Genomic DNA, 19863 nt, shown 5'->3' on the forward strand with positions numbered 1-19863 from the left:
TCATGCTGCCGAAGCCCGCACCGCTCTGACTGGCGAGGCAGCCATGGCGGGAGCGTAGCGGCGAGTCATCGTCGCGCAAAACTCGGCAAATTCCTCCGGCACTAGCGGCGGACTGGTGTGATGCGGCATCACTCCGCGGTGCTCGGGAGTGAAGCAGAAGGTGATGGTCACGTCGAAGTCGGCAAGCGCTTCCATCTGCCGGTCGTACCAGTCCAGCGCATTCGGCCTGAAACTATCGGCCCAGGAAAGTCCGGTGCGCACATTGGTGACGCCCAGCCGCTTCATCCAGGCGACGGCGTCATCCAGCCGGGGATCTTCAAAGTGGAACCATTGCACCAGTCCCATTTTGGGCGTGTAACGCAGGAATTCCTCGAGCGCGGGTTTGGGCGTACCGTCTTCGCGTAGCAGGCCCATGTAGAAGTGGCGATAGTAGGAGGAGCCTTCCGCCTCGCGATGGCGTGTCGTTGCCCCCCATTCGCGCGGAAGATCGTAGAGGCTGTACCATTGTATGCGCGAGGCGTTGCCGAGCAGCAGTTCGGCGGTCCGGCGCAAGCCCCACAGCTGCACTTCCTCGGCACCGAAGCTCGACACACCAACTTCGCTGACCCATACCGGCAGATCGGTCACGGTCGAAATCTCGCCGATCTTCTGCGGCCATTCCTGAATCTGCCAGAGGTTCCAGTCGAGCGGGAAGCCATGCACACCGACGGCGTCGACATGATCCAGCACGCCGTACTGCTTCATGAGCGCCATGAAGTCGGCATCGATCGGCGAAATGCCGCCCAGGATCTTGGTCACGGCTGGGTTTTCCGATGCGATGGCATCGGCGGCCAGTATTGCCATATTGGCGAAGCGGCTCCAGTCGGGGTCGAGTTCGGGATCCCAATGGGACTTGTTGTTCGGCTCGTTCCAAATCATCGCTGCTTCAATCATGAAGTTGTCCTTTTCGACGGATAGACGGCGCCGCCACCTGCCGGTTCGCTGGCCGCGCGGCAGAAATAGACCTCTTGCTCCGGGTGCAGCACGATCTCGAAGCCGGCGCTGCGCAGCATCGCTTCGGTGCAGGCACGATTGGGAATCCACCAGTTGGTGGGGTCGTCGGCATAGCGATGCTCGACGAAATGCAGCTTGGGAAACTCGGGTCGGTCGAACAGATCGTGTGTTGAGAAAGGATAATTCTCATCGAGTGCAGGCAGTTCGGTGCTGCCGCGCTGCATGGACTGGAAGATCATCAGGTCGCCGGCGACGTGCTCCCGGATCAGATCGAGAGCGAGTAGGGGGTGGCGCAGGTGATACAGCACACCCATGAACAGGACGATGTCGAATTTCTCCCGCAGCGCGCCGACGTCGTAGACCGACAGTTGCTGGAATTCGATGTCGCAGTCCGCGATCTCGGCGGCGAAGCGCGCCTGCGCCAGATAGGCTTCATCGAAATCGATGCCGAGGACGCGGCCGGCGCCGCGTCGTTTCATCTCGATCGAGTAGAAGCCGGCGTTGCAGCCTATGTCGAGCACGGCCTTGCCGGACAGATCGGCAGGAATGGCGTCGGCGAACTTGCGCCATTTGATCAGCGGGTAGTTGCCGAGGAAATGGTCGGGGGCGGTTTCGACGCCTGCCAGCTCCATGTTGTGAAACCACGGGCCAAGGGCATCGATGCGGCGACGGATTTCCGCGTTCGAATGCAACATGGCTAGCCTCCTTCGCCTGGATGGCTTGGTATCTGCGACTGCCCTCGCAGCGCGAACATGAGGTTTTTCGGGTCCTCCAACGTAGTGTCGTTGTTCTCAAGCAGCCGAAGTGCCGTGCGGTAGCCGTTGAAAGTGCCGACGTCGACATAGGCGGTGCCTGCCTTGACGCCGTAAGCCTCACCGCCGGCCGCCAGATAGGCATTGATGAGTGTACCGACGTATTCGTCGCTTTGATTCCGCTCGCGCCAAAGCGCGGCAAGCTGGTGAAGTATGCGGCCCGGCATCTTGAACGCGCCCCAAATCCAGTTCGATGCGGCGTCTTGTTGCTTGACCTGGATCTCCCTCACTCGGTCGCCCTGGTCGAGAACGACGGCATCGAAGAGTTCGGGGTGATCCACCGGGAAGAGTAGAAACGACAGCCGGTCGTCCGGCAGGCGGCAGAAGCCATCTTCCGGAAACCAGATCGTATCGGGCAGGCCGATCAGAACCGTCTCGTCCGGTGCGACGAGCGGGGCGGCGCGGAAGATCGCATCGCAAAGACCGACGGGAGTGGGCTGTACGACGAACAGTGCGGCGGCGTCGCCGTAGCCGGCGGCATAGTATTCGAGGATGTCCGATTTGCCCGATCCGATGACGAAGCAGATTTTGTCGACACCGTTGCGCACCATGCGACGCACCAGATATTCGCTCACCGCGCACGGGCGCTCGGTCTGGCCGTCGATGCGGCTGCCGACCGGCAGGAGCTCCTTCGAGAAGCCGAGCGGTTGAATGCGGCTGCCGCGGCCGGCAGCGGGCACGATGCCCAACATCAGATTGCTTCCTTCAATGGCTCGCCCGCCGTCAAGCCCTGCAATGCATCGGACAGGAGGCGGTCCAGTTCCCTGGCGCGCTGCGCAGAGGTGTGCTCGTCCAACACCCGCTCGCGCGCACGGCGCCGGATTGCGTCGACGTTGCTGTCGGACAAGCAGACTGCCGCGACCACGTCGTCGGTGGTGTCCGCCAGGATGATCTCGCTGCCGGGTTGGAAAAAACTGCTCAGGCCTGGCCAGGTGTCGCTCACGATCGCCGCGCCGCAGGCTGCCGCCTCGAACAGCCTGCCCGAAGGACACCAGCCCCTCTTGGCCATCGCCTCGCGGGTCACGTTCAGCGTCAGACGCGATGAGCAAAAGAAGGCCGGATGATCCGCAGGCGGAAGATGCCTGACAAAGAAGATGTTTTCGCCCCACGGAAATTCGTGCGGATATTGGGCGCCGCCGATGACGAAACGATGGTCCGGCAGGCGCGCTGCCGTGCGGACCAGCAACTTTTCGACGCCGGCCTGGCGATCAGCCGCATAAGTTCCGAGATAGGATAGATCTCCAGCAAATTCAGCCCGGGGCTCTGCTGGCCGGTGTCGCTCGGGATCGACATGACCATAGAGTGGCAAGACACGGCGCGCACCCAGCAGAGTTTTCAGCGCATCGATTGCGGTTCCCCCCGTATAACTTAGGACGAGGTCGAAATCGCGAAGGCCTTCGGGCCCGTAATACGCCGGTCGTAGACCTTGTTCGATGCGGGCGAGTGTGACCGGGGTGTCCAGATCGTAGAAAACTTTCAGCCCGCGACAGGTCTGCTGCGCCAGGCGCGATGCCTCCACGGCGTCGGGGCAATAGGACGTGACGATGACGACGTCCGATTGCCCGATAGCCTGTTCCGCGACATGGCGAATGTCTTCCCAGTCCGGATAGAGAACGACGTTGCCGCCATCGAGATGATCAAGGTCGCGCGCCCCGGCATAATAGGGAGTGTTGCGTTCGAAGAAGGTGACGGACCAGCCCAGCCCGCCCAGCGCCCGGATCAGGCCGCGCCACAGCGTCGCGTGTCCGTTTCCCCACGAGGAGGTGACGGTGAGACCGAAAATGACCATTCGCATCCGGCTGTCCTCGTCAGGCGGCTTCGTTCAATCGGATCAGCTTGGAGCCCCAGTCACCGGATACGACAGTGGTGATCGAAGCAGGATCGATATCGAAGCGAAAACAGTCTCCCAGCGGCAAGCCGAGCACCTTGCAGACGGCGGCCTTGATCACGTCGGCATGGCTGACCAGTGCCACGGACTGGTTCTGATAGCGTTTGCGAAGCTGCTGCATCAGCGAGGTGACACGTTGCTGCACGTCCAGCATGGTCTCGCCGCCCGGCGTCCTCGCCTGCTGACGCCGACTGTTCCACACCCGCCAGTCGGCGTCCTGGTTCAACTCTTCGAAAGTCTTTCCCGACCACGCGCCGAAGTCGATCTCATCGAGCTCTTGGCAGATTGTAATCTTATCGGGACTGCAGGCGATTGCGATCGGTTTTGCGGTTTCCAAAGTTCGTTCGCGCGGGCTGCAACAGATGGCTGCTAGCGGCTTCGGTGCCATGTGGCTGGCCAGGCGCAACGCCTGTGCCCTGCCGGTGTCGCCAAGGCAGACTCCGGCCATGCGTCCGGCAAGATAGGCGCCGACATTGTCGTGCGCCGCATGGCGGATCAAAAAGAATGTCGTCGTCATTCCGCGGCATCGAGCATCGGCTCGTCCCTACCGGCGATGAAAGACAGCGTGCGCAGGCGTGCCTCGGCATCGGTGAACTGCTCGGGCGGCGACTTCATGAAATAGCTGCAAGGGCCGGTCAGCGCTCCCGCGATGCCGCGGTCGAGCGCCAGCTTGGCGCAGCGGACAGCATCGATAACGACCCCGGCGGAGTTGGGCGAATCCCACACTTCCAGTTTGAGCTCTGCATTCAGCGGCACGCCGCCGAACGTCGTGCCTTCGACTCGGATGTAGGCCCATTTTCGATCGGTAAGCCAAGGCACATGGTCGCTGGGGCCGACATGGATGTTACCGGCCTCCAGGGGAACGTCGAGCTGGCTGGTTACGGATTGTGTCTTGGAAATCTTCTTCGATTCCAGCCGCTCGCGTTCCAGCATGTTGAGGAAATCGGTGTTGCCGCCGAAATTCAGCTGATAGGTGCGGTCGATGCGGACGCCGCGCTCGCGGAACAGATTAGCGAGCAGCCGGTGCACGATCGTCGCGCCGACCTGGCTTTTGATATCGTCGCCGATCAACGGCAGGCCACGCTGTTCGAAGAGCTGGCGCCATTCCGGTCGCGACGCGATAAAAACCGGTATGCAGTTGACGAAGGCGCAGCCGGCCTCGAGCGCGCATTCGGCATAAAAACGCGTAGCCTCTTCCGAGCCGACCGGCAGATATGAGACCAATACGTCAGCGCCGCTTTCCCGCAGCAGCGCGCTGACATTCGCGACCGGCTCTTCTGCCTCCTCGATTTCATCGCGTAGATATTTGCCGATTCCATCGAGCGTTGGTCCACGCTCGACGCGAACGCCGGTTGCTTCGACATCGGCAAAGCGGAAGGTGTTGTTAGGCGCATTGTATATGGCTTCCGCCACATCCCGCCCAACTTTGCCCTTGGCGACGTCGAAAGCACAGACGACCTCGATATCATCGACATGATAACCGCCAAGATCGGCATGCATCAGGCCCGGTATCGGCTCATTACCTCTGGCGTCCCGATAATATGAGAGGCCCTGGACAAGGGAAGACGCGCAATTGCCGACGCCGGCTATTCCAATCCGTACCTTTTTCGATCCCACGAAACTGCCGCCATCGCTGTTGAAGATAAGTTCCTCGCGCCGAACTGCCAGTTGCCGGGAATGTTCCTTGCGACCTGGAAAAATCACGAACTCCGTGGCCGATTAAAGCTGCGCGCTGTTTGAGGCTGCCTGGGCCCTAAGCGCCGCAAGCCTCAGTCGAGCCGTCGCAGCATATCCGCTTCCTTTTCGAGGATGGTGGCCACTTCCTCGCGCTCGAGGTGCGTCATCATCAGGCTCACACAGCATTCAAGGTAGGTGATCGAGGCACGTCTCAGAAAGGCAGCCGTTTCCCTTTCGGCCATTTGCTCGATGTCCTTGGCGGATCGTTTTCGATGCACGGGTCGGTTCTCCATGCGGGTATCTTCGCCCAACGGCGAGCTCGGCTGGATGTTCCCTTAATGACAAAAAGTGAGAGCGCGCGTTCGGACGCCACGGTCTCACATGGCCCATGTCCGAGCGCACAGCTCTCCCTGACTTTAGGCCGGCAAGTTTTGCAGTCGGCCTGAAGCGGACCTCACGCTTGGCGCAATTGGGGGAATTCGATCCTCGTTACGGCTCGCTTCGAGCTCCATAAAATAGCTGATCGTCTGCATCAGGCCTTGCCTGAGCGGCACCTTTGGCGACCAATCCAGAAGGGTTTTTGCTCGGGAAATGTCCGGTTGCCGCCGGCGAGGGTCGTCTTGCGGCAGTGCCAGGAATTTGAAGACCGAGTTGCTATGGGTCATATCTCTCACCAATCCAGCCAGTTGAAGAACGGTGAATTCCCCGGGATTGCCTAAATTGACCGGTTGGCGCGGATTGGGATCGACATCCATAAGACGGACCAGACCGTCAACCAGATCGGAGACATAGCAGAACGACCTGGTCTGCAGCCCGTCGCCGAATATCGTCAGTGGTCTCTTCTCGAGAGCCTGCATCACCAGGTTCGAGACAATCCGGCCGTCGGCAGGATCCATCCTCGGACCATAGGTGTTGAAGATGCGCGCGACTCGGATGTCGGCCATCTCGGTTCTCAAATAATCGAAGCACAAGGTTTCGGCGGTTCGCTTGCCCTCGTCATAGCAGGCACGAGGACCGGTGCAGTTCACATGACCGACATAGTCTTCCCTTTGCGGGTGCTGTTCGGGATCGCCATACACTTCGCTTGTCGATGCCTGAAGGAAGCGCGCATTATTTCGGGCGGCAAGCTCAAGCAGATTGAGCGTTCCGATCACGCAGGTTCGCGTGGTATGAACCGGATCGGCTTGGTAACGCGGCGGCGATGCGGCGCACGCCAGGTTGAAAATGCGGTCGACCGGCTCAGCAAGGTCCAATGGTCGGCAAATATCCTGCTCGATCAACCGGAAACGAGGACGGTCCATCATCGAGACGATGTTTTCCATCCGGCCGGTAAGAAAATTGTCGACACAGATCACCCGGTACCCGGTCTGAAGCAGAGTTTCGCAAAGATGCGAACCGAGGAAACCCGCGCCGCCGGCGACAAGCGCCGTTTTGGTCCGTTGCGTCCTTCTTGATTGCCGCATCTCTATTTTCTCCTGTCTGCCAGTCATGCTGCACTTTCGATGTCCAGATCGAGAGCTGGACGTGCCGATCTTGGCCGCGCCAGCAGCGAAACGAATTCGCGAGCTCTCGCGGCGCCAGTATGTGATGCCAGGATCGTCGCGCGCGCTCGCTTGGCCATAGCCAGCCTGACGCGGTCGGATTGCCTGGACAGGATATCGATCACCTCCTCCGCTTGGCCGGCCGTATTGATCGTGGCTGTCGGAAAGAAGCTATCCAGACCGGTCCAGCGATCGCTGATGATCGCCGTGCCACAGGCAGCCGCCTCGAAGAGGCGTACGCTGGGAGACCACCCAGCCGCTATCATGGAGCTGCGTGTGACGTTCAACGTGTAGCGCTGGCGGCTGTAGAAAGCGGCGTGGTCTGCCGGCGGCAAGTGCTCGATGCGATCGACGTTGCTTGGCCAGACGGCCTCGGACGGGAATTGCGAGCCGGCCACGACGAAGCGACGGTCCGGCATGCGTCTTGCCGGTTCAAGCAGGAGAGCATCCAGTGTCGCCTGCCGGTCCGAGCTGTAGGTGCCGAGGTAGCCAAGATCCCAGCAGATCGGATCGGACGTTCGGCGATGCCGCTCCGGGTCGACGGAGCAGTAGAGCGGCTCGGCGCGCCGTGCACCAAAATCCGCCGCCAAACGGGCGAGCGTTGGCCCGCCGGTGAACGAGAAATAGACGTCGAAATACGGAATCTGCCGTCGGCATATGTAGTCGCAATCATTCGCGGCGAGCTTTGCCAGCGTGACCGGCGTGTCGATGTCGTAGAAGCAGAACTGGCCCGTGCACACGGACGCGACAATGTCGATGACGGCTCGCCCCTCCGGAACGAAGGACCCAACCACCACGACATCGGACTGCTGCAGGCAGCGAGCATACGTCCGACGAAGATCGTTCGTCGTTTCGTAGTAGCGCAACGTGCAGAAATCCGGGTCGCGCAAATCGCGATGGCTTGCATACCATGGCACGTCGCGTTCGAGGAAGGTGATGCGATGGCCGAGCTCGTGCAGGCCCTTCAGCAACCCTCGAAAGGTCGTGGCATGGCCGTTTCCCCATGAAGAGGACAAAGACAGGCCAAGAAAGACGATATCGAGCCGCTTGGTCATTCCGCTGCCTCCACGGTGTGGCGCTCGAAATGACGCCTGAAAACGGCGTCGGCCACGGCTGCCCTTAACGCATAGGTATGCTCGGCGAGAACACGCCGAAGCGCAGATGCACCGATCGCCTTTGCCTGCTGGGGTGTGAGGGTGCGCATGATTTCGGCGACATCGTTGCCGTCGCGCGCCACCAGGATCTCTTCCCCAGGGACCAGGAACAATTCGACGCCGAGCCAGGCGTCGGTGATGAGGCATGCGCCGGCACCCGCAGCCTCGAAGACGCGCGTGGCAGGTGAAAAGCCGTTGGCGGCCATGCTGTCGCGGCTGATGTTCAGCACAGCCTTGGCTGTGACATTGAACGCATTGTGGTCGCGCGTCCCGACGTGGCCGAGCCATGCGACATTTGCCGGAAGCTGCTTGTCACCCCAACCGGATCCGCCGAGCAGGAAATGCTGATCGCCCGAACGGCTGGCCGGATCGAGGAAGAAGGCTTCGACGCGTGCTTCACGATCCGGCAGGCGGTTGCCGAGAAAGGCGAGGTCGCAAGCGAAACGCTTATCCTTCGCGACCGGATGATGCGTTTCGGGATCGAGCGCATTGTAGATCGGCACGCACTCAGCCGCCCCCAGCGCACGATAGGCCCAGACGACCGGATCGCCGCCGCCGTAGGTGAGGACAAGGTCGATCTCCCGCAACGCGCGGTGAAGGGGGTGGTCCGGCTCGTCGCGCAATTGGCCCAGAGTGGCCGGTGCGTCGACATCCCAGAACACTGTCAGCGCATCCGCACGGGCATGGTCGAGTACGGCGCGCAGCAGCGCCTCGTCCTCGAAGCCTACTCCGCTCGCCTTGACGACGATGTCGGCTTCGCGTGCGCTTGCTGCCACCTGCATCAGCGCATGCGGGGTCGCCTCGTAGACGACGACGTTGCACCAGTCTGGTGGCTCGATATCGCGGTTCTTCTGCCTATCGTAGACGTCCGGTTCATAGAAAGTGATCTCGTAGCCGAGCTGAGAAAGAGCCTTGAGCAATCCGCGGTAGTAGGTCGCCGCGCCGTTCCAATAGGACGACAGCAGGCTCGACCCATAAAATGCAATCTTCATGCGACTGTCTCCTCTATGGCGATGGGACCGATGGCTTGGCGGTTGCCGCATTCGGCGAGCACGCCGAACAACTCGTCCGCTCGGTGCCGGCAAGTGTGTCGCCTCCCGATGGTTTCGAGGCCGGATTTCACCAGTGAGGCGGCCAGGTCAGCATCGTCCAGCACGTCGCGAAGAAGACGGCACATCTCGGATCCGTCGCGCGCGAAAAGGAAGTCGATGCCTGGCCTGAAGAGTTGCTCGACATCGGTCCAAGGCGCCGAAACGAGCGGGATGCCACAGGCGAGCGCCTCGAACATGCGGATCGTCGGAATTCCGGGCAGGCTCTCCCGATAGGGGCGCCGCGGGATGTGGACGGTTACGCGGTGGGCCGCGAATGCCTTGGGCACGTCGGCATTGGCAATCCAGCCTTCGTAACCCAGGCCGGCGGCGGCAAGATCGGCGAGCGCTTCGCGTGGATAGCGCACGCCATGAACAGTGCCACCCAGGCCAAGTTCTTCCACTGGATTGATCAGGAATTCCTTGATTTCGGCACTGCGCTCGTCGTCGCCCCAGTTGCCGATCCAGATCACGTCGGATGTAGGGTCGATCTCCGGGTGCGGCTTGAACAGGCGCTCATCCGCCGCCTCGTGCCAAGTGAAAGCACGTTTGCCCCAGCCGGCGCGAAGATAGCTTTCCCGCAACGCTTCGCCGAAGGCGAGCACGCCGTCATAATGCTCCAGCCGCAGAGCCGAGATCGCTTGCGTCGCCGAGACGGCGCGATGATGGGTGTCATGGAACAGAAGTGTGAAACCGCCTCCATTCGCCTTTGCCCTGCCGATGCGCGCGACAAGGTCGGGGTCGGTCCATTCGTGGACGATCACCACATCGGCGCCGGCAATCCAGCCTTCATGGTCGAAGGAGGCGTCGTAGGTCACCGGCATCAGCTCCGGAAAATCCTTTCTGAAGCGCTCGACCGCGAAGGGCCCTTTCTCTGCCAGCAGGTTCGAACGGCTCCAGCCGTCTGCGGGCTCCAGCGCGATCGCCTGATGTCCGCGTGCAAGGAGCTCCCGCATGATGCCGCGCAGGAAATGTGCGTTGCCGTGGTTCCAGTCGGAAACGACCGAATGGGTATAGAACAGGAACCGCATCGTCAGCGTTCCGCAACGGCAAGGGCGGCCCGATCATAAATCTCGTGCATGGCCGCCGCTTGCCTTGCCGGTGAAAACTTGCGCGCTCGGCGTGCGGCGGCTTCGCCGAGCCGGCGCCTATATTGGGCGTCGTTAGAGAGACGATCGACGCATCTGGCGAGATCGCGTGGATCATGGACGTCGTAGAACATAGCCGCGCCGTTCCACAATTCGCGATAGGTCGGGATATCGGCAAGCACCAAAGGTGTTGCGGATGTGGCTGCCTCCAGCACGGCAAGGCCAAAGGGTTCGTAGACGGATGGCGATACGAAGATGCCGGCCTGCGCCATCAACCGACGTACTTCATCGTGGCAGACAGAACCCAGAGGAGCGACGTTGCTGAAACTGGTGCGTTGCCCATCGGCGCCCTCGAGCGGCCCGGCAGCGAAGACCGGCCATGTCGTCAGCGATGCTGCCTGGTCCAGTGTAGCTGCGTTCTTTCCTTCGTCCCACCAGCGCGCGGCGGCGAGAACCATTGGTTCGCGCGTCTCTGCCTTTGGACCTGGCCGTGTGCCGTTGCTGACAACGCTCAGGCGGGCGATCGGCCCGTAGCAGGCCTCGAGCATGTCGGCATGGCTGCGGCTTGGCGCGATTACGGCATTTGCCCAATCGAAACCGCGTCTGTTACGGTCCTTCTGCCAGGCCCATTCGCCGTCCACAGCCTGTCCCCTGACGGCGTGGAGCCACGTCACAACGCATGAATGCGAGACCGCCACGACCGGGCAAGGCACATCAAGTCCCACGGCCTGCGTCGGCGCATTGAGATGGACGAGGTCGATCGCGCAATCGCAAACAAGCGCGCGCAATTCCTGCGGCAATCTTTCCAGATCGCTCTCATTCCGCGTCATCCAGTCCGGCGGTGTCTTGAGCCACGCCAAGGCCGCGAAAGCCTGCACCTCCTTCGCCTGCTCCTCGGACGGTTCCGGGCCTAACCCGGCGAGCACGATGCTGTCGCCGCCGTGAGCCAACTCCCGCGCCAGATCAAGCGCGTAGCGCCAGACGCCGCCGACGGCATCGACGGTCATCAGGATTCGCCGCGGGCGCCGGATCAGTGACTGCAACATGTCGCCTCCAACTCGGCCAACGCGCGCGGACGCTTCTCCTGGATGTCGCTGAACGTCCGGAACGAGGCCAGGTAATGCTCGTGGGCGCGCTCCCAGGCGAGATCGTCGGGCTCGCCCCAAAGCTCGCGATAGCTGGGCGAACTGGGGTAGGGATAGAGCGGCACCGGTTCATTGGCCCACACACCGCGGTCGATGAGGTGCTTGCGCCAATGATCGACCAGAGCGGGATCATCCTCGATCACGCCGATCAGATTGGCCTGGACGAACGGAACGTGACGTCGTGCATTGACCAGCAGCGCGGCCAGTTCCTCGGTGCCCAGCCGGCAACGCTTTGCCAGCATGGCCCGGCCTTCCACGGTCAGGCTTTCGAGGCCGGCCTCGATGGAAACGCAACCGGCGGCACCCAGTAATTCGAGGAGCTCCGGCTTCCAAAGGTCGATGCGGGTCTGCACGCCGAACTTGACGTCGCGGTCGACCAGCGCCTCCAGCAGCGCCTTCTGCGGCAGGAAGATTTCGTCGATAAAATAGATGTAGCCGACGCCTTGCCCGATCAGCCGCTCAATTTCCGTCACGATCGCATCGTGGTTCCTGCGGCGATAGGCGTCGCGGAAATCGATTTTGGCACAGAAGCTGCAATTGTAGGGGCAGCCGCGAGACGCTTCGACCTCCGCTCCGAAACCCACTTGATTGTCGTCGAACCTGTGGTGATGGTGCGAATGGGCAGCAATCCAATCGGACGGCCATTTGAGGGGCGGATGACCGACAAAGGAACTGGCGTGGACGCCGCCATTGCCGACAGTTTTTCCCTCGTGGAGATGAGCGGTGTGGGGCACTGCGTTCCAATTGTCACGGCGGGCGAGTTCGGCGACGACCTCTTCGCATTCGCCGCGCACGACGACATCGACGCCAAGCTTGCGCAGCGTTGGCGCCGGCGTCGCCGAGCCGTGAGGTCCGACAGCCACGGTGCGGCCGCCGCGCCCGGCAAGGCGGTTGAGGAAGTCGGCAGGCACGCGCAGCTCGGGCGGCGCGCAGCGCCAGAACAAATAGGTCGGCGCCGTGCTGACAACGGTCATGGCCGGAGCGAAAGCGGCGACGCGATCGGCAAGTGCTGAGTTGTCCAGCTTCTGGATTTGCCCGTCCAGCATCAGCACCTGACGGCCGTCGGCCTCTAGCAAGGCTTTCGAGTAGCCCAGTTCCAGCGGCAGATGTGGCTGGCGGCAGCCGAAATAGATGCTGTCCTCGTAGGTCCAGAACGGATTGACCAGGGCGACTTTCATGCCACGTACCTCGCTGGTTCAGGCTCGATGCGATGACGCTGGAGCCAATCGGCCAGATCACGAACGCCGTCGCGCCAGGACACATGCGCTTTCCAGCCGAGCGTCACTTCTATCTTGCGGGTGTCGGCGACAAAGAATGGCTGGTCGCCGGTGCGTTCCCGGTCGTAGCGGATCGAGAGGTTCCGCCCGGTCAGCTCGCCGATCTGCTTGAGCAGCATGCGCAGGCTGACGGCGTTGCCCGGCCCGCCACCGAGGTTGAATGCTTGCCCCTTGATATCCTCGATCCGGGCAAGTACCCCGCGATAGGCCGCAACAGCATCGGAGACATTGAGGATATCGCGCACCTGCTTGCCGTTGCCGTAGATCGTGATCGGCCGGCCGGAAAGCGCGCTAAGCAGAAAATGGGCGACCCAGCCCTGGTCCTCCGTGCCGAACTGGCGGGGGCCGTAGATGCAGCTCATGCGCAGGACCGCGGTCGGCAGATCGTACGACTTGGCATAGTCGAGCACGTATTGATCCGCCGCGCCTTTGGAGCAGCCATAGGGCGTGCAGAAATCCAGACCGCAGGTCTCGTCTATGCCGTTGGCGCGGATGCCGGCGTCGCAGGGTACGCACCGATCGTCCTCTTCGCGGACTGTGACATCGGGCAGGCCGCCATAGACCTTGTTCGTGCTGGCGAAGATCACGGGAATGCGTCTGCCGCTCCGGCGAGCCGCTTCCAGGACGTTGAAGGTTCCGCGAAGATTGATGTCGAAATCTTCGCTTGGCTGGACGAGGCTAGTGGTGACGGCGGTCTGCGCGGCGAGGTGGAATATCGCTTTGGAATGCGCCAAAAGCGGCGCCAGCACGTCTCCGTCCCGGACATCCACAGTCTCCACGGCAAGTTTATTGCCGTGCTTCTGCGCCAGCCAAGCCAGGTTCTGATCGACGCCCGGGCGGCTGAGATTGTCGATGACCAGCACCGGCACCCCATCCGACAACAGGCTGTCGGCGAGGTTCGAGCCGATGAAGCCACTGCCGCCGACGATGGCAACCGGCGCTTCACGAAACCCGTCCGGCCTCATGATACCAGTCCCCGCTCTTCGAGTTCCCGTTTCATGTCGGCGCCGCGGTCGATGGCGACCGAGTTGCGAACCCATGCGACGAACTCGTCGAGTGAATCCTCCAGCCGGTGCTGCGGCTCGAAACCGAGCAGTTCGCGCGCCTTCGAAATATCGGCGAAGCAATTGCGGATATCGCCGGCGCGCGCCTTGCCGAGGATTTCAGGCCGATGTTCCGGCACACCCATAGCGTCGGCGAGCAACCGGGCGACCTCGCTGATCGCATAGGCCCGTCCGCTGCCGATATTGATGACGTGGCCGCGCGCCTGGCGTTGTTCCAGCGCCAGGCGGAAGGCGCGGGCGACGTCGCGTACATGGACGAAGTCGCGCTTCTGCTCGCCATCTTCGAAAAGCATCGGCCGCTGGTCGTTGGCGAGGCGTGAAGCGAAATTCGCCAAAACGCCGGTGTACGGGTTTGACAGCGCCTGTCCGGCGCCGAAGACGTTGAACAGGCGCAGCGCCACCGCGTCGACGCCATAGGCATCCCCGAAGATCAGCACGGCGCGCTCCTGGGCATATTTCGTCAGCGCGTAGATAGAGGCGAGATCGACCGGCTTTTCCTCGTCTGTCGGCAGGGGCGACAGACTTTCATCCGCCGCCGACAGAGGATTCCATTGGCCGCTCTTGATGTCGTTAGCCTGCCGCCGTGCATTGTCGACGCGCCGACCGCCGGGCGTGGCATAGAGACCCTCGCCGTAGACGCTCATCGACGAAGCGACGACGATCCGCTCGACTGGACGTTTGATCAATGCTTCAAGCAAAGTGGCGGTGCCGAGGTCGTTTGCGCCGACATAGCGGGCGATCTCATACATGGATTGGCCGACGCCGACCTCGGCCGCCAGATGGATAATGGCGTCGACGCCCTGGAGCGCCTCGGCGATGGCGTCGCGGTTGCGAACGTCGCCTTTGATTAGTTCGGCTCCTGCCGGCAGGCTGGTCGCCCCACTGCCGTGCACCTGTTCCAGCAGCGCGTCGAGAATGCAGACAGCATAACCATGTTCAACGAGGTCCTGGACGACGTGGCGGCCGATGAAACCGCACCCTCCTGTAACCAGTATGCGTTTCACGATAACTCCTCAAGCAGTTGGCCTTGGCGCCCCGAACTGTTTGGCAAAAGGTTTGTTCCCTCTGCTTCAACAAAGATCGATTGGAGAGGCTCGCAAACCGACGTGGCGTCACGACCAGTGCTGGCCATGGGCTGGAACATTGCTGCTTCTTTGGCGTTAGGGCGCACATCCGGCGCGTGGTCGGGAAAGCGGGTATGCGTCTAGCCGTCCGGTTCCGCCGCACAGCAAGCAGACCGGATCGTGAGGATCACGCGCCTGCCAAATCTGGGATCGAAAGGAGATTCCGATGTCTGAGTCGAAGACGACTACCGATCATGACGAGATCCGCCAGTGGGCCGAAGATCGAGGCGGGCGGCCGGCCGCTATAAGGACCAAGGGCGAAGGCGGCATCCTGCGGATCGATTTTGGCGAGCCCGAGGAGGAGTTCGAAGCCATCGAATGGGATGAGTTCTTTCGGATCTTCGACGAAAACAACCTGGCCTTCCTCTACCAGGACGAAACCGGCGGCGGGAAAACCAGCCGATTCAACAAGTTCGTCGACCGCAACCAGAAAGGCTGAGGAGGCTGCTATGTCAGCGGTGTCGGGTAGCTCTTAAGGTGCGCCTCGCATTCTGACAGAGAACTTCCCTCTAGCTCGCTGTTTTTGCGCGTTTTTCGGACTATTGGAAACAGCCGGTCTTTCCAAACATTCCAGACTTGGAAAGAATCGCAGCCTCAGTGCAACAGGCTCGCCCCGGTCGATCTAGCGACATTTCGCATGATGGCGTTCAGCCAGTCTTCGGTCGACACGCCGGCCCGCCGCCTGTCGATCTCGCCGATGGCGCGCTCCAGGGTTCGCTCGACCAGACGGTCGGAAGCCTCCACGTCCCCCAGAAGCAGACGCGCCACGAGCCTGAGCTTCGGCAGAAGTGAAAAGACGTTGTCGGACAAGTTGACGGGAGGGCTCCCCGCCAAGGCCGATCTTTCCGGAGGAAACAAGGCATCGAAGACGGCGTAGCTGTCAGACGATTTTCGAAGGTTGCTGGCGTGGCGCAGACGTTCGGGAATGACGATGTCCTCGTCACCGCTGAAAAAGACGAAGGGCACGCCGCGGCGCATCAGCTCGTCTGCGATCGGAAACACCCGCCGCCCATTGAGATTGACGTCCAGGATCGCGGCCTCGGCCGCCTCGGTATGCATGGACGCGTGTTCGACTGTCACCGCAGGGCCGAGGATGACCGCGCCCATATTGCCGAAAAATCTTGCAAGATCGCCGGCCAATAACCAATCGTCTTCGACGATCAGGATGTGCACCCCTCGCAGATCGCGCACCTCATCGTCCTTTCTTCGAGCGAGATGGCCAATCATCCACACGGGCTTGTTCAGAATGTTGCTGCAAGGCTGCCTGCAATCGTTTGGCCAAAATCAGCATGCGCGGCGGAATGGATTCGTTTCCTGGCAAACCCAGCAAATCCGAAGACTGCAGTAACGCTTGTTTTGTCAGCCTTAGGTCAGGTGTGCGTTTCGACATTGGAGTTTCCACAAACGTCCTAAGTTAACGCCGTCTGCATTGACTTGTTCCAGCCCTCTTGCGCGTTGTATGATGGCGTCGCGTTCAGCCCGGTCGTGGGTTTTGGGTCGATTGCGGCCTTGTCGTCTAGGCTGTTCAACCGAGGCTTGCGATGACATCCCAGATGAAGAGATTTCCCATTGTGGGCGTCGGCGCCTCAGCCGGCGGCATTCCCGCAATGGAGGGTCTGTTCAAAGGCATGGGCAGCCAGACCGGCATGGCGTTCGTGGTCGTCACCCATCTCAGCCCCGGGCGCGAAAGCCTGCTTCACGAGGTCGTCGGACGTTACACGCAGATGCCGGTTATCGTCCCCGAGGACGGCACCACTGTCCTGTCCGACCACGTCTATGTGATGCCGCAAAACGTCGTTATCACGATTGAGAAAGGAGTGCTGCGCCTGCGGCAATCCAACGTGCTGAGCCGTGAGCGCAAGCCGATCGATATCTTTTTTAGCGCGCTGGCCGAGGATCAGGGCGAATATGCGGTAGGGGTCATTTTGTCGGGCGGAGATTCCGACGGCACCTTGGGCGCGAAGGCGATCAAGGAGCGTGGCGGACTGACGGTCGCCCAGGCTCCCGACGGCTACGGTCCGCGCAATCCGGACATGCCGCAAAGTGCGATCTCCAGCGGGCTGATCGACATTGCGGCCCCAGCTGAGGATATCGGCGCAAAACTCGAGGGATTCGCCCGCAGCTTCGATATGCTGAACGGAGTGGCCGAAGACAGCGGCGAGCACGAGACGGCAGAAGTGAGTCGGCTCCGCGACGAAATCTACGGCATTCTGCACGCCCATTCCGGCCACGACTTCTCCGGCTACAAGACCAAGACATTCCTGCGTCGAATAAAACGGCGCATGCAGATCGGCCAGCTTCAATCGATCACGGCCTATGTCGAACGGCTGAAGAAAGATCCTCGCGAGGTGATGGACCTCTTCCGTGATCTGCTGATCAACGTCACCGATTTCTTTCGTGACCCCGACGCGTTCAAGCTGCTGGAGGAGAAGGTCATACCGCGCCTTTTCGAGGGCAAGACTGCCAGCGATGCGATGAAGGTCTGGGTGCCCGGCTGCGCTACTGGCGAGGAGGTGTTCTCTATCGGCATGCTGCTGCGCGAACATATGGAGCAGCTTCCAGTCAAACCCCGCGTCCAGATATTTGCAACGGATATCGATGAGCCGGCGCTCGCGGTGGCGCGAGCGGCGCGCTATCCCGAAGCGCTTCTGCAAGGGCTTTCGCCTGAACGCAAGCAGCGGTTCTTCAGCCGCGACGGTGAGAGCTATGTGCTGAGCAACGAGGTACGGGAACTGTGCATCTTTTCTCCCCACAGCGTCGTCCGCGACCCGCCCTTTTCGCGCATGGACCTGGTTTCGTGCCGCAACCTGCTGATCTATTTCGGCTCGAACATTCAGAACCGGGTCATTCCGATCTTCCACTACGCACTGAAGCCGGGCGGTTATCTTTTCCTCGGCACGTCCGAAAGCGTCGGCCAGCATGACAATCTTTTCGCCGCGGTCGACAAGAAGTTGCGCATTTTTCAGGCTCGGGAACATGCTTCGCCGCATATCAGGCTGCCGGTCCTGGTCGGCGAAGGGCGGTCGGGTGGCTTCCCTCCGGAAAGTGAGAGGGCGAAGCGAGGAACCGCCGGCTATCCGCTGCGGCAGGCGGTCGAGGCGCAGGTGCTGGAGCGCTTCGCGCCGCCGCATGTGCTGGTCAATGGCGAGGGTGACGTCGTCTACTATTCGGCGCGGACCGGCAGATATCTTGAAGCGGCGCAAGGCATTCCGAGCCGGCAAGTGCTGTCCATGGCGCGCCGCGGGCTGAGGCTCGACCTTCGTGCCGCATTGCGGGAAGCCGCCTCGACGCGCCGCACCGTCGTGCGGGAAAATGTCGTCGTCGACGAGAACGACGAACGGGTCCAGTTCATCAAACTCACCGTCGAACCCTTGGCGGAACGCGGCAATGGCGAACCGCTTTACCTGGTGCTGTTCGAGCCGTCAGGACCAGTGCAGGCCCGGTCCGACACGGTGCGCGAAAATGGTGACAGCGAAGGCGCTGCCGATCTCGAACGGGAGTTGCGTGACACGCGGGAGCGGCTGCAGTCGACCATCGAGGAATACGAGACCGCGTTGGAGGAGGTGAAATCGTCGAACGAGGAGCTCGTCTCCGTCAACGAGGAGGCGCAATCGACCAATGAGGAACTCGAGGCCTCGAAGGAGGAGATGCAGTCGCTCAACGAGGAGCTCAACACCATCAATTCGGAACTGACCAGCAAGATAGAAGAGCTCGATCGCGCCAACAGCGATTTGCAGAATCTGTTCGAGAGCACGCAGATCGCAACCATTTTTCTCGACCGCAATCTGGTGGTGCGGACCTTTACTCCGGCCGCCTCGTCTTTCTTCAACCTGCGTCCCTCGGACGTTGGCCGGCCGCTGACGGAGCTGTCGAGCCAGCTCGAGTATCCCGAGCTGAAGCAGCATATCGACCGGGTATTCGAAACCGGAGAGACCCTGAACCATCACCTGGCGCGCGATGACCAGCGCCGGTTTCACATGGTTCGCATGAATCCCTATCGCGACAAGGACAACAGGATCCAGGGCGTCGTGGTCACACTGGTCGACGTTACCACCTTGGCCGAGGCGGAAGAGCAAAACCAGGTGCTCATTTCGGAGCTGAACCACCGGGTCAAGAACATGCTGGCGGTGGTCGCCAGCATTGCCAACCGCACCCGGGAAAGGTCGAAATCGAAGGAAGAGTTCGCCGAAGCGCTGGTTGGTCGCCTGCACGCTATGTCGCGGGCCTACGGTCTGCTGTCGAAGGAACGCTGGAAAGACGCCTCGATCAACGAATTGCTGCATCAGGAGCTCGAACCTTTCAGCATTGACCGGTTCGAACTTGACGGCGCCGAAGTGAAGCTTAGCCCGCAACAGGGTCTTTCGCTCAGCATGGCCATTCATGAACTGGCGACCAACGCCGCCAAATACGGCGCACTGTCGAAGCGCCGCGGCAGGGTCTTGCTGAAATGGTCAGGCGAGGGCGACGTTTTCACGCTCGCCTGGCACGAGAAAGACGGGCCGCCGGTCCAAAAACCCGAGGCCAACGGCTTCGGGCTTTCCCTGCTACAGGGTGAGATCGGCTACCGGCTTGGCGGCAACGTCGAGACCACGTTCAATCATAATGGCCTTGAGGTCCAGCTCACGTTCCCATTGATCCGCAGTGAGGCGCCGTGACCGATAGCTTGCGCGTTCTGGTGGTCGAGGATGAATGGCTCATCGCCGAGGACACTGCTGCTTGCCTGCGCGCCTTGGGGTATCAGGTGATCGGCCCGGCTCCGTCGGTGGCGGTGGCCCTTTGGCTGATCGACGAACACAATATCGATGTCGCGCTGCTGGATATTCAACTTTATGGCGAAACAAGTCTGGCGGTCGCAAGAGCGCTGCAAGCCCGCGATATCCCGTTCGCGTTCCTGAGCGGATTTGGACCGGGCGATGTTCCAGCCGCGTTCGCCGGCTGTAAATTTCTCCGGAAGCCGGCAGATCAGGTTGCCATTCTGAACGCCATGAATGAATTGGTCCGGGCGCCTTAAC

At 61.4% G+C, this 19863-nt stretch carries 20 protein-coding genes; 3 read left to right on the forward strand and 17 right to left on the reverse strand.

Annotated elements, in window-relative coordinates; all coding sequences use genetic code 11:
* From ACWUKX_RS07315 to ACWUKX_RS07385, 15 genes are all read right to left on the reverse strand, one after another.
* Entirely contained in the window at positions 1 to 933 is a 933-nt protein-coding gene (locus tag ACWUKX_RS07315) for a beta-xylosidase (protein WP_456005307.1), read from the reverse strand.
* Entirely contained in the window at positions 930 to 1688 is a 759-nt protein-coding gene (locus ACWUKX_RS07320; RefSeq protein WP_456005310.1) for a TIGR04290 family methyltransferase, read from the reverse strand. Before ACWUKX_RS07320 ends, ACWUKX_RS07315 begins: the two co-directional genes overlap by 4 nt.
* Before the next feature lie 2 nt (positions 1689 to 1690).
* Positions 1691 to 2497, reverse strand: a complete 807-nt coding sequence (locus tag ACWUKX_RS07325) for a sugar phosphate nucleotidyltransferase (protein WP_455849224.1) — start codon at positions 2495 to 2497, stop codon at positions 1691 to 1693.
* Entirely contained in the window at positions 2497 to 3600 is a 1104-nt protein-coding gene (locus tag ACWUKX_RS07330; RefSeq protein ID WP_456005313.1) for a CgeB family protein, read from the reverse strand. Before ACWUKX_RS07330 ends, ACWUKX_RS07325 begins: the two co-directional genes overlap by 1 nt.
* A 13-nt stretch (positions 3601 to 3613) precedes the next feature.
* Positions 3614 to 4210, reverse strand: a complete 597-nt coding sequence (locus tag ACWUKX_RS07335; RefSeq protein WP_065006872.1) for a histidine phosphatase family protein — start codon at positions 4208 to 4210, stop codon at positions 3614 to 3616.
* Positions 4207 to 5310 (reverse strand): inositol-3-phosphate synthase, encoded by a 1104-nt coding sequence (locus ACWUKX_RS07340; RefSeq protein WP_065006871.1) that lies wholly within the window; start codon positions 5308 to 5310, stop codon positions 4207 to 4209. The genes ACWUKX_RS07335 and ACWUKX_RS07340 overlap by 4 nt, the downstream gene beginning before the upstream one ends.
* Before the next feature lie 152 nt (positions 5311 to 5462).
* Positions 5463 to 5648: a hypothetical protein gene (locus tag ACWUKX_RS07345; protein ID WP_127210156.1), complete on the reverse strand. Its 186-nt coding sequence runs from the start codon at positions 5646 to 5648 to the stop codon at positions 5463 to 5465.
* Between the two features lie 138 nt (positions 5649 to 5786).
* Entirely contained in the window at positions 5787 to 6833 is a 1047-nt protein-coding gene (locus tag ACWUKX_RS07350; protein ID WP_029356186.1) for a UDP-glucuronic acid decarboxylase family protein, read from the reverse strand.
* Positions 6834 to 6856: 23 nt separating this feature from the next.
* A complete protein-coding gene (locus ACWUKX_RS07355; RefSeq protein WP_456005317.1) occupies positions 6857 to 7966 on the reverse strand; it encodes a CgeB family protein in 1110 nt (369 codons plus the stop codon).
* Positions 7963 to 9057 carry a CgeB family protein gene (locus ACWUKX_RS07360; RefSeq protein ID WP_456005320.1) on the reverse strand — a complete coding sequence of 365 codons (1095 nt, stop codon included), beginning with the start codon at positions 9055 to 9057 and terminating at the stop codon, positions 7963 to 7965. The genes ACWUKX_RS07355 and ACWUKX_RS07360 overlap by 4 nt, the downstream gene beginning before the upstream one ends.
* On the reverse strand, positions 9054 to 10184 hold the full coding sequence (locus tag ACWUKX_RS07365) for a CgeB family protein (protein ID WP_456005323.1): 1131 nt from the start codon (positions 10182 to 10184) through the stop codon (positions 9054 to 9056). The genes ACWUKX_RS07360 and ACWUKX_RS07365 overlap by 4 nt, the downstream gene beginning before the upstream one ends.
* A gap of 2 nt (positions 10185 to 10186) precedes the next feature.
* Positions 10187 to 11248, reverse strand: coding sequence for a glycosyltransferase family 4 protein (locus ACWUKX_RS07370; RefSeq protein WP_456005326.1), 1062 nt, complete (start codon positions 11246 to 11248; stop codon positions 10187 to 10189).
* Positions 11249 to 11271: 23 nt separating this feature from the next.
* Positions 11272 to 12564, reverse strand: coding sequence for a TIGR04295 family B12-binding domain-containing radical SAM protein (locus ACWUKX_RS07375; protein WP_456005329.1), 1293 nt, complete (start codon positions 12562 to 12564; stop codon positions 11272 to 11274).
* On the reverse strand, positions 12561 to 13628 hold the full coding sequence (locus tag ACWUKX_RS07380) for an NAD-dependent epimerase/dehydratase family protein (protein WP_456005331.1): 1068 nt from the start codon (positions 13626 to 13628) through the stop codon (positions 12561 to 12563). The genes ACWUKX_RS07375 and ACWUKX_RS07380 overlap by 4 nt, the downstream gene beginning before the upstream one ends.
* The gene (locus ACWUKX_RS07385; protein WP_456005333.1) at positions 13625 to 14731 is read right to left on the reverse strand and encodes an NAD-dependent epimerase/dehydratase family protein; all 1107 of its coding nucleotides are present in this window, start codon (positions 14729 to 14731) and stop codon (positions 13625 to 13627) included. The genes ACWUKX_RS07380 and ACWUKX_RS07385 overlap by 4 nt, the downstream gene beginning before the upstream one ends.
* A gap of 286 nt (positions 14732 to 15017) precedes the next feature.
* On the opposite strand from ACWUKX_RS07385, the gene ACWUKX_RS07390 reads away from it, so the two are divergent.
* Positions 15018 to 15290: a hypothetical protein gene (locus tag ACWUKX_RS07390; RefSeq protein ID WP_029356200.1), complete on the forward strand. Its 273-nt coding sequence runs from the start codon at positions 15018 to 15020 to the stop codon at positions 15288 to 15290.
* A gap of 155 nt (positions 15291 to 15445) precedes the next feature.
* Here the strand turns inward: ACWUKX_RS07390 and ACWUKX_RS07395 are convergent, their stop codons facing one another.
* Both ACWUKX_RS07395 and ACWUKX_RS07400 read right to left on the reverse strand, forming a co-directional pair.
* Positions 15446 to 16042, reverse strand: coding sequence for a response regulator (locus ACWUKX_RS07395; protein ID WP_456005335.1), 597 nt, complete (start codon positions 16040 to 16042; stop codon positions 15446 to 15448).
* 1 nt (position 16043) lies between these two features.
* Positions 16044 to 16241 (reverse strand): hypothetical protein, encoded by a 198-nt coding sequence (locus ACWUKX_RS07400; RefSeq protein WP_456005337.1) that lies wholly within the window; start codon positions 16239 to 16241, stop codon positions 16044 to 16046.
* A gap of 151 nt (positions 16242 to 16392) precedes the next feature.
* Between ACWUKX_RS07400 and ACWUKX_RS07405 the strand changes: the two genes are divergently transcribed.
* Positions 16393 to 19506, forward strand: a complete 3114-nt coding sequence (locus ACWUKX_RS07405; protein WP_456005339.1) for a CheR family methyltransferase — start codon at positions 16393 to 16395, stop codon at positions 19504 to 19506.
* A complete protein-coding gene (locus ACWUKX_RS07410) occupies positions 19503 to 19862 on the forward strand; it encodes a response regulator (protein ID WP_456005341.1) in 360 nt (119 codons plus the stop codon). Before ACWUKX_RS07405 ends, ACWUKX_RS07410 begins: the two co-directional genes overlap by 4 nt.
* The last annotated feature ends 1 nt before the right edge of the window (position 19863 follow it).

The sequence above is a fragment of the Mesorhizobium sp. f-mel genome (assembly GCF_053850215.1).

Excerpts from the sequence above, each read along its gene's own strand:
- ACWUKX_RS07360 (WP_456005320.1), bottom strand. The coding sequence starts at position 9,057 with ATGAAGATTGCATTTTATGGGTCGAGCCTGCTGTCGTCCTATTGGAAC.
- ACWUKX_RS07315 (WP_456005307.1), bottom strand. The coding sequence starts at position 933 with ATGATTGAAGCAGCGATGATTTGGAACGAGCCGAACAACAAGTCCCAT.
- ACWUKX_RS07365 (WP_456005323.1), bottom strand. The coding sequence starts at position 10,184 with ATGCGGTTCCTGTTCTATACCCATTCGGTCGTTTCCGACTGGAACCAC.
- ACWUKX_RS07335 (WP_065006872.1), bottom strand. The coding sequence starts at position 4,210 with ATGACGACGACATTCTTTTTGATCCGCCATGCGGCGCACGACAATGTC.
- ACWUKX_RS07320 (WP_456005310.1), bottom strand. The coding sequence starts at position 1,688 with ATGTTGCATTCGAACGCGGAAATCCGTCGCCGCATCGATGCCCTTGGC.
- ACWUKX_RS07400 (WP_456005337.1), bottom strand. The coding sequence starts at position 16,241 with ATGTCGAAACGCACACCTGACCTAAGGCTGACAAAACAAGCGTTACTG.
- ACWUKX_RS07405 (WP_456005339.1), top strand. The coding sequence starts at position 16,393 with ATGACATCCCAGATGAAGAGATTTCCCATTGTGGGCGTCGGCGCCTCA.
- ACWUKX_RS07350 (WP_029356186.1), bottom strand. The coding sequence starts at position 6,833 with ATGCGGCAATCAAGAAGGACGCAACGGACCAAAACGGCGCTTGTCGCC.
- ACWUKX_RS07325 (WP_455849224.1), bottom strand. The coding sequence starts at position 2,497 with ATGTTGGGCATCGTGCCCGCTGCCGGCCGCGGCAGCCGCATTCAACCG.
- ACWUKX_RS07370 (WP_456005326.1), bottom strand. The coding sequence starts at position 11,248 with ATGACCGTCGATGCCGTCGGCGGCGTCTGGCGCTACGCGCTTGATCTG.
- ACWUKX_RS07380 (WP_456005331.1), bottom strand. The coding sequence starts at position 13,628 with ATGAGGCCGGACGGGTTTCGTGAAGCGCCGGTTGCCATCGTCGGCGGC.
- ACWUKX_RS07375 (WP_456005329.1), bottom strand. The coding sequence starts at position 12,564 with ATGAAAGTCGCCCTGGTCAATCCGTTCTGGACCTACGAGGACAGCATC.
- ACWUKX_RS07355 (WP_456005317.1), bottom strand. The coding sequence starts at position 7,966 with ATGACCAAGCGGCTCGATATCGTCTTTCTTGGCCTGTCTTTGTCCTCT.
- ACWUKX_RS07330 (WP_456005313.1), bottom strand. The coding sequence starts at position 3,600 with ATGCGAATGGTCATTTTCGGTCTCACCGTCACCTCCTCGTGGGGAAAC.
- ACWUKX_RS07390 (WP_029356200.1), top strand. The coding sequence starts at position 15,018 with ATGTCTGAGTCGAAGACGACTACCGATCATGACGAGATCCGCCAGTGG.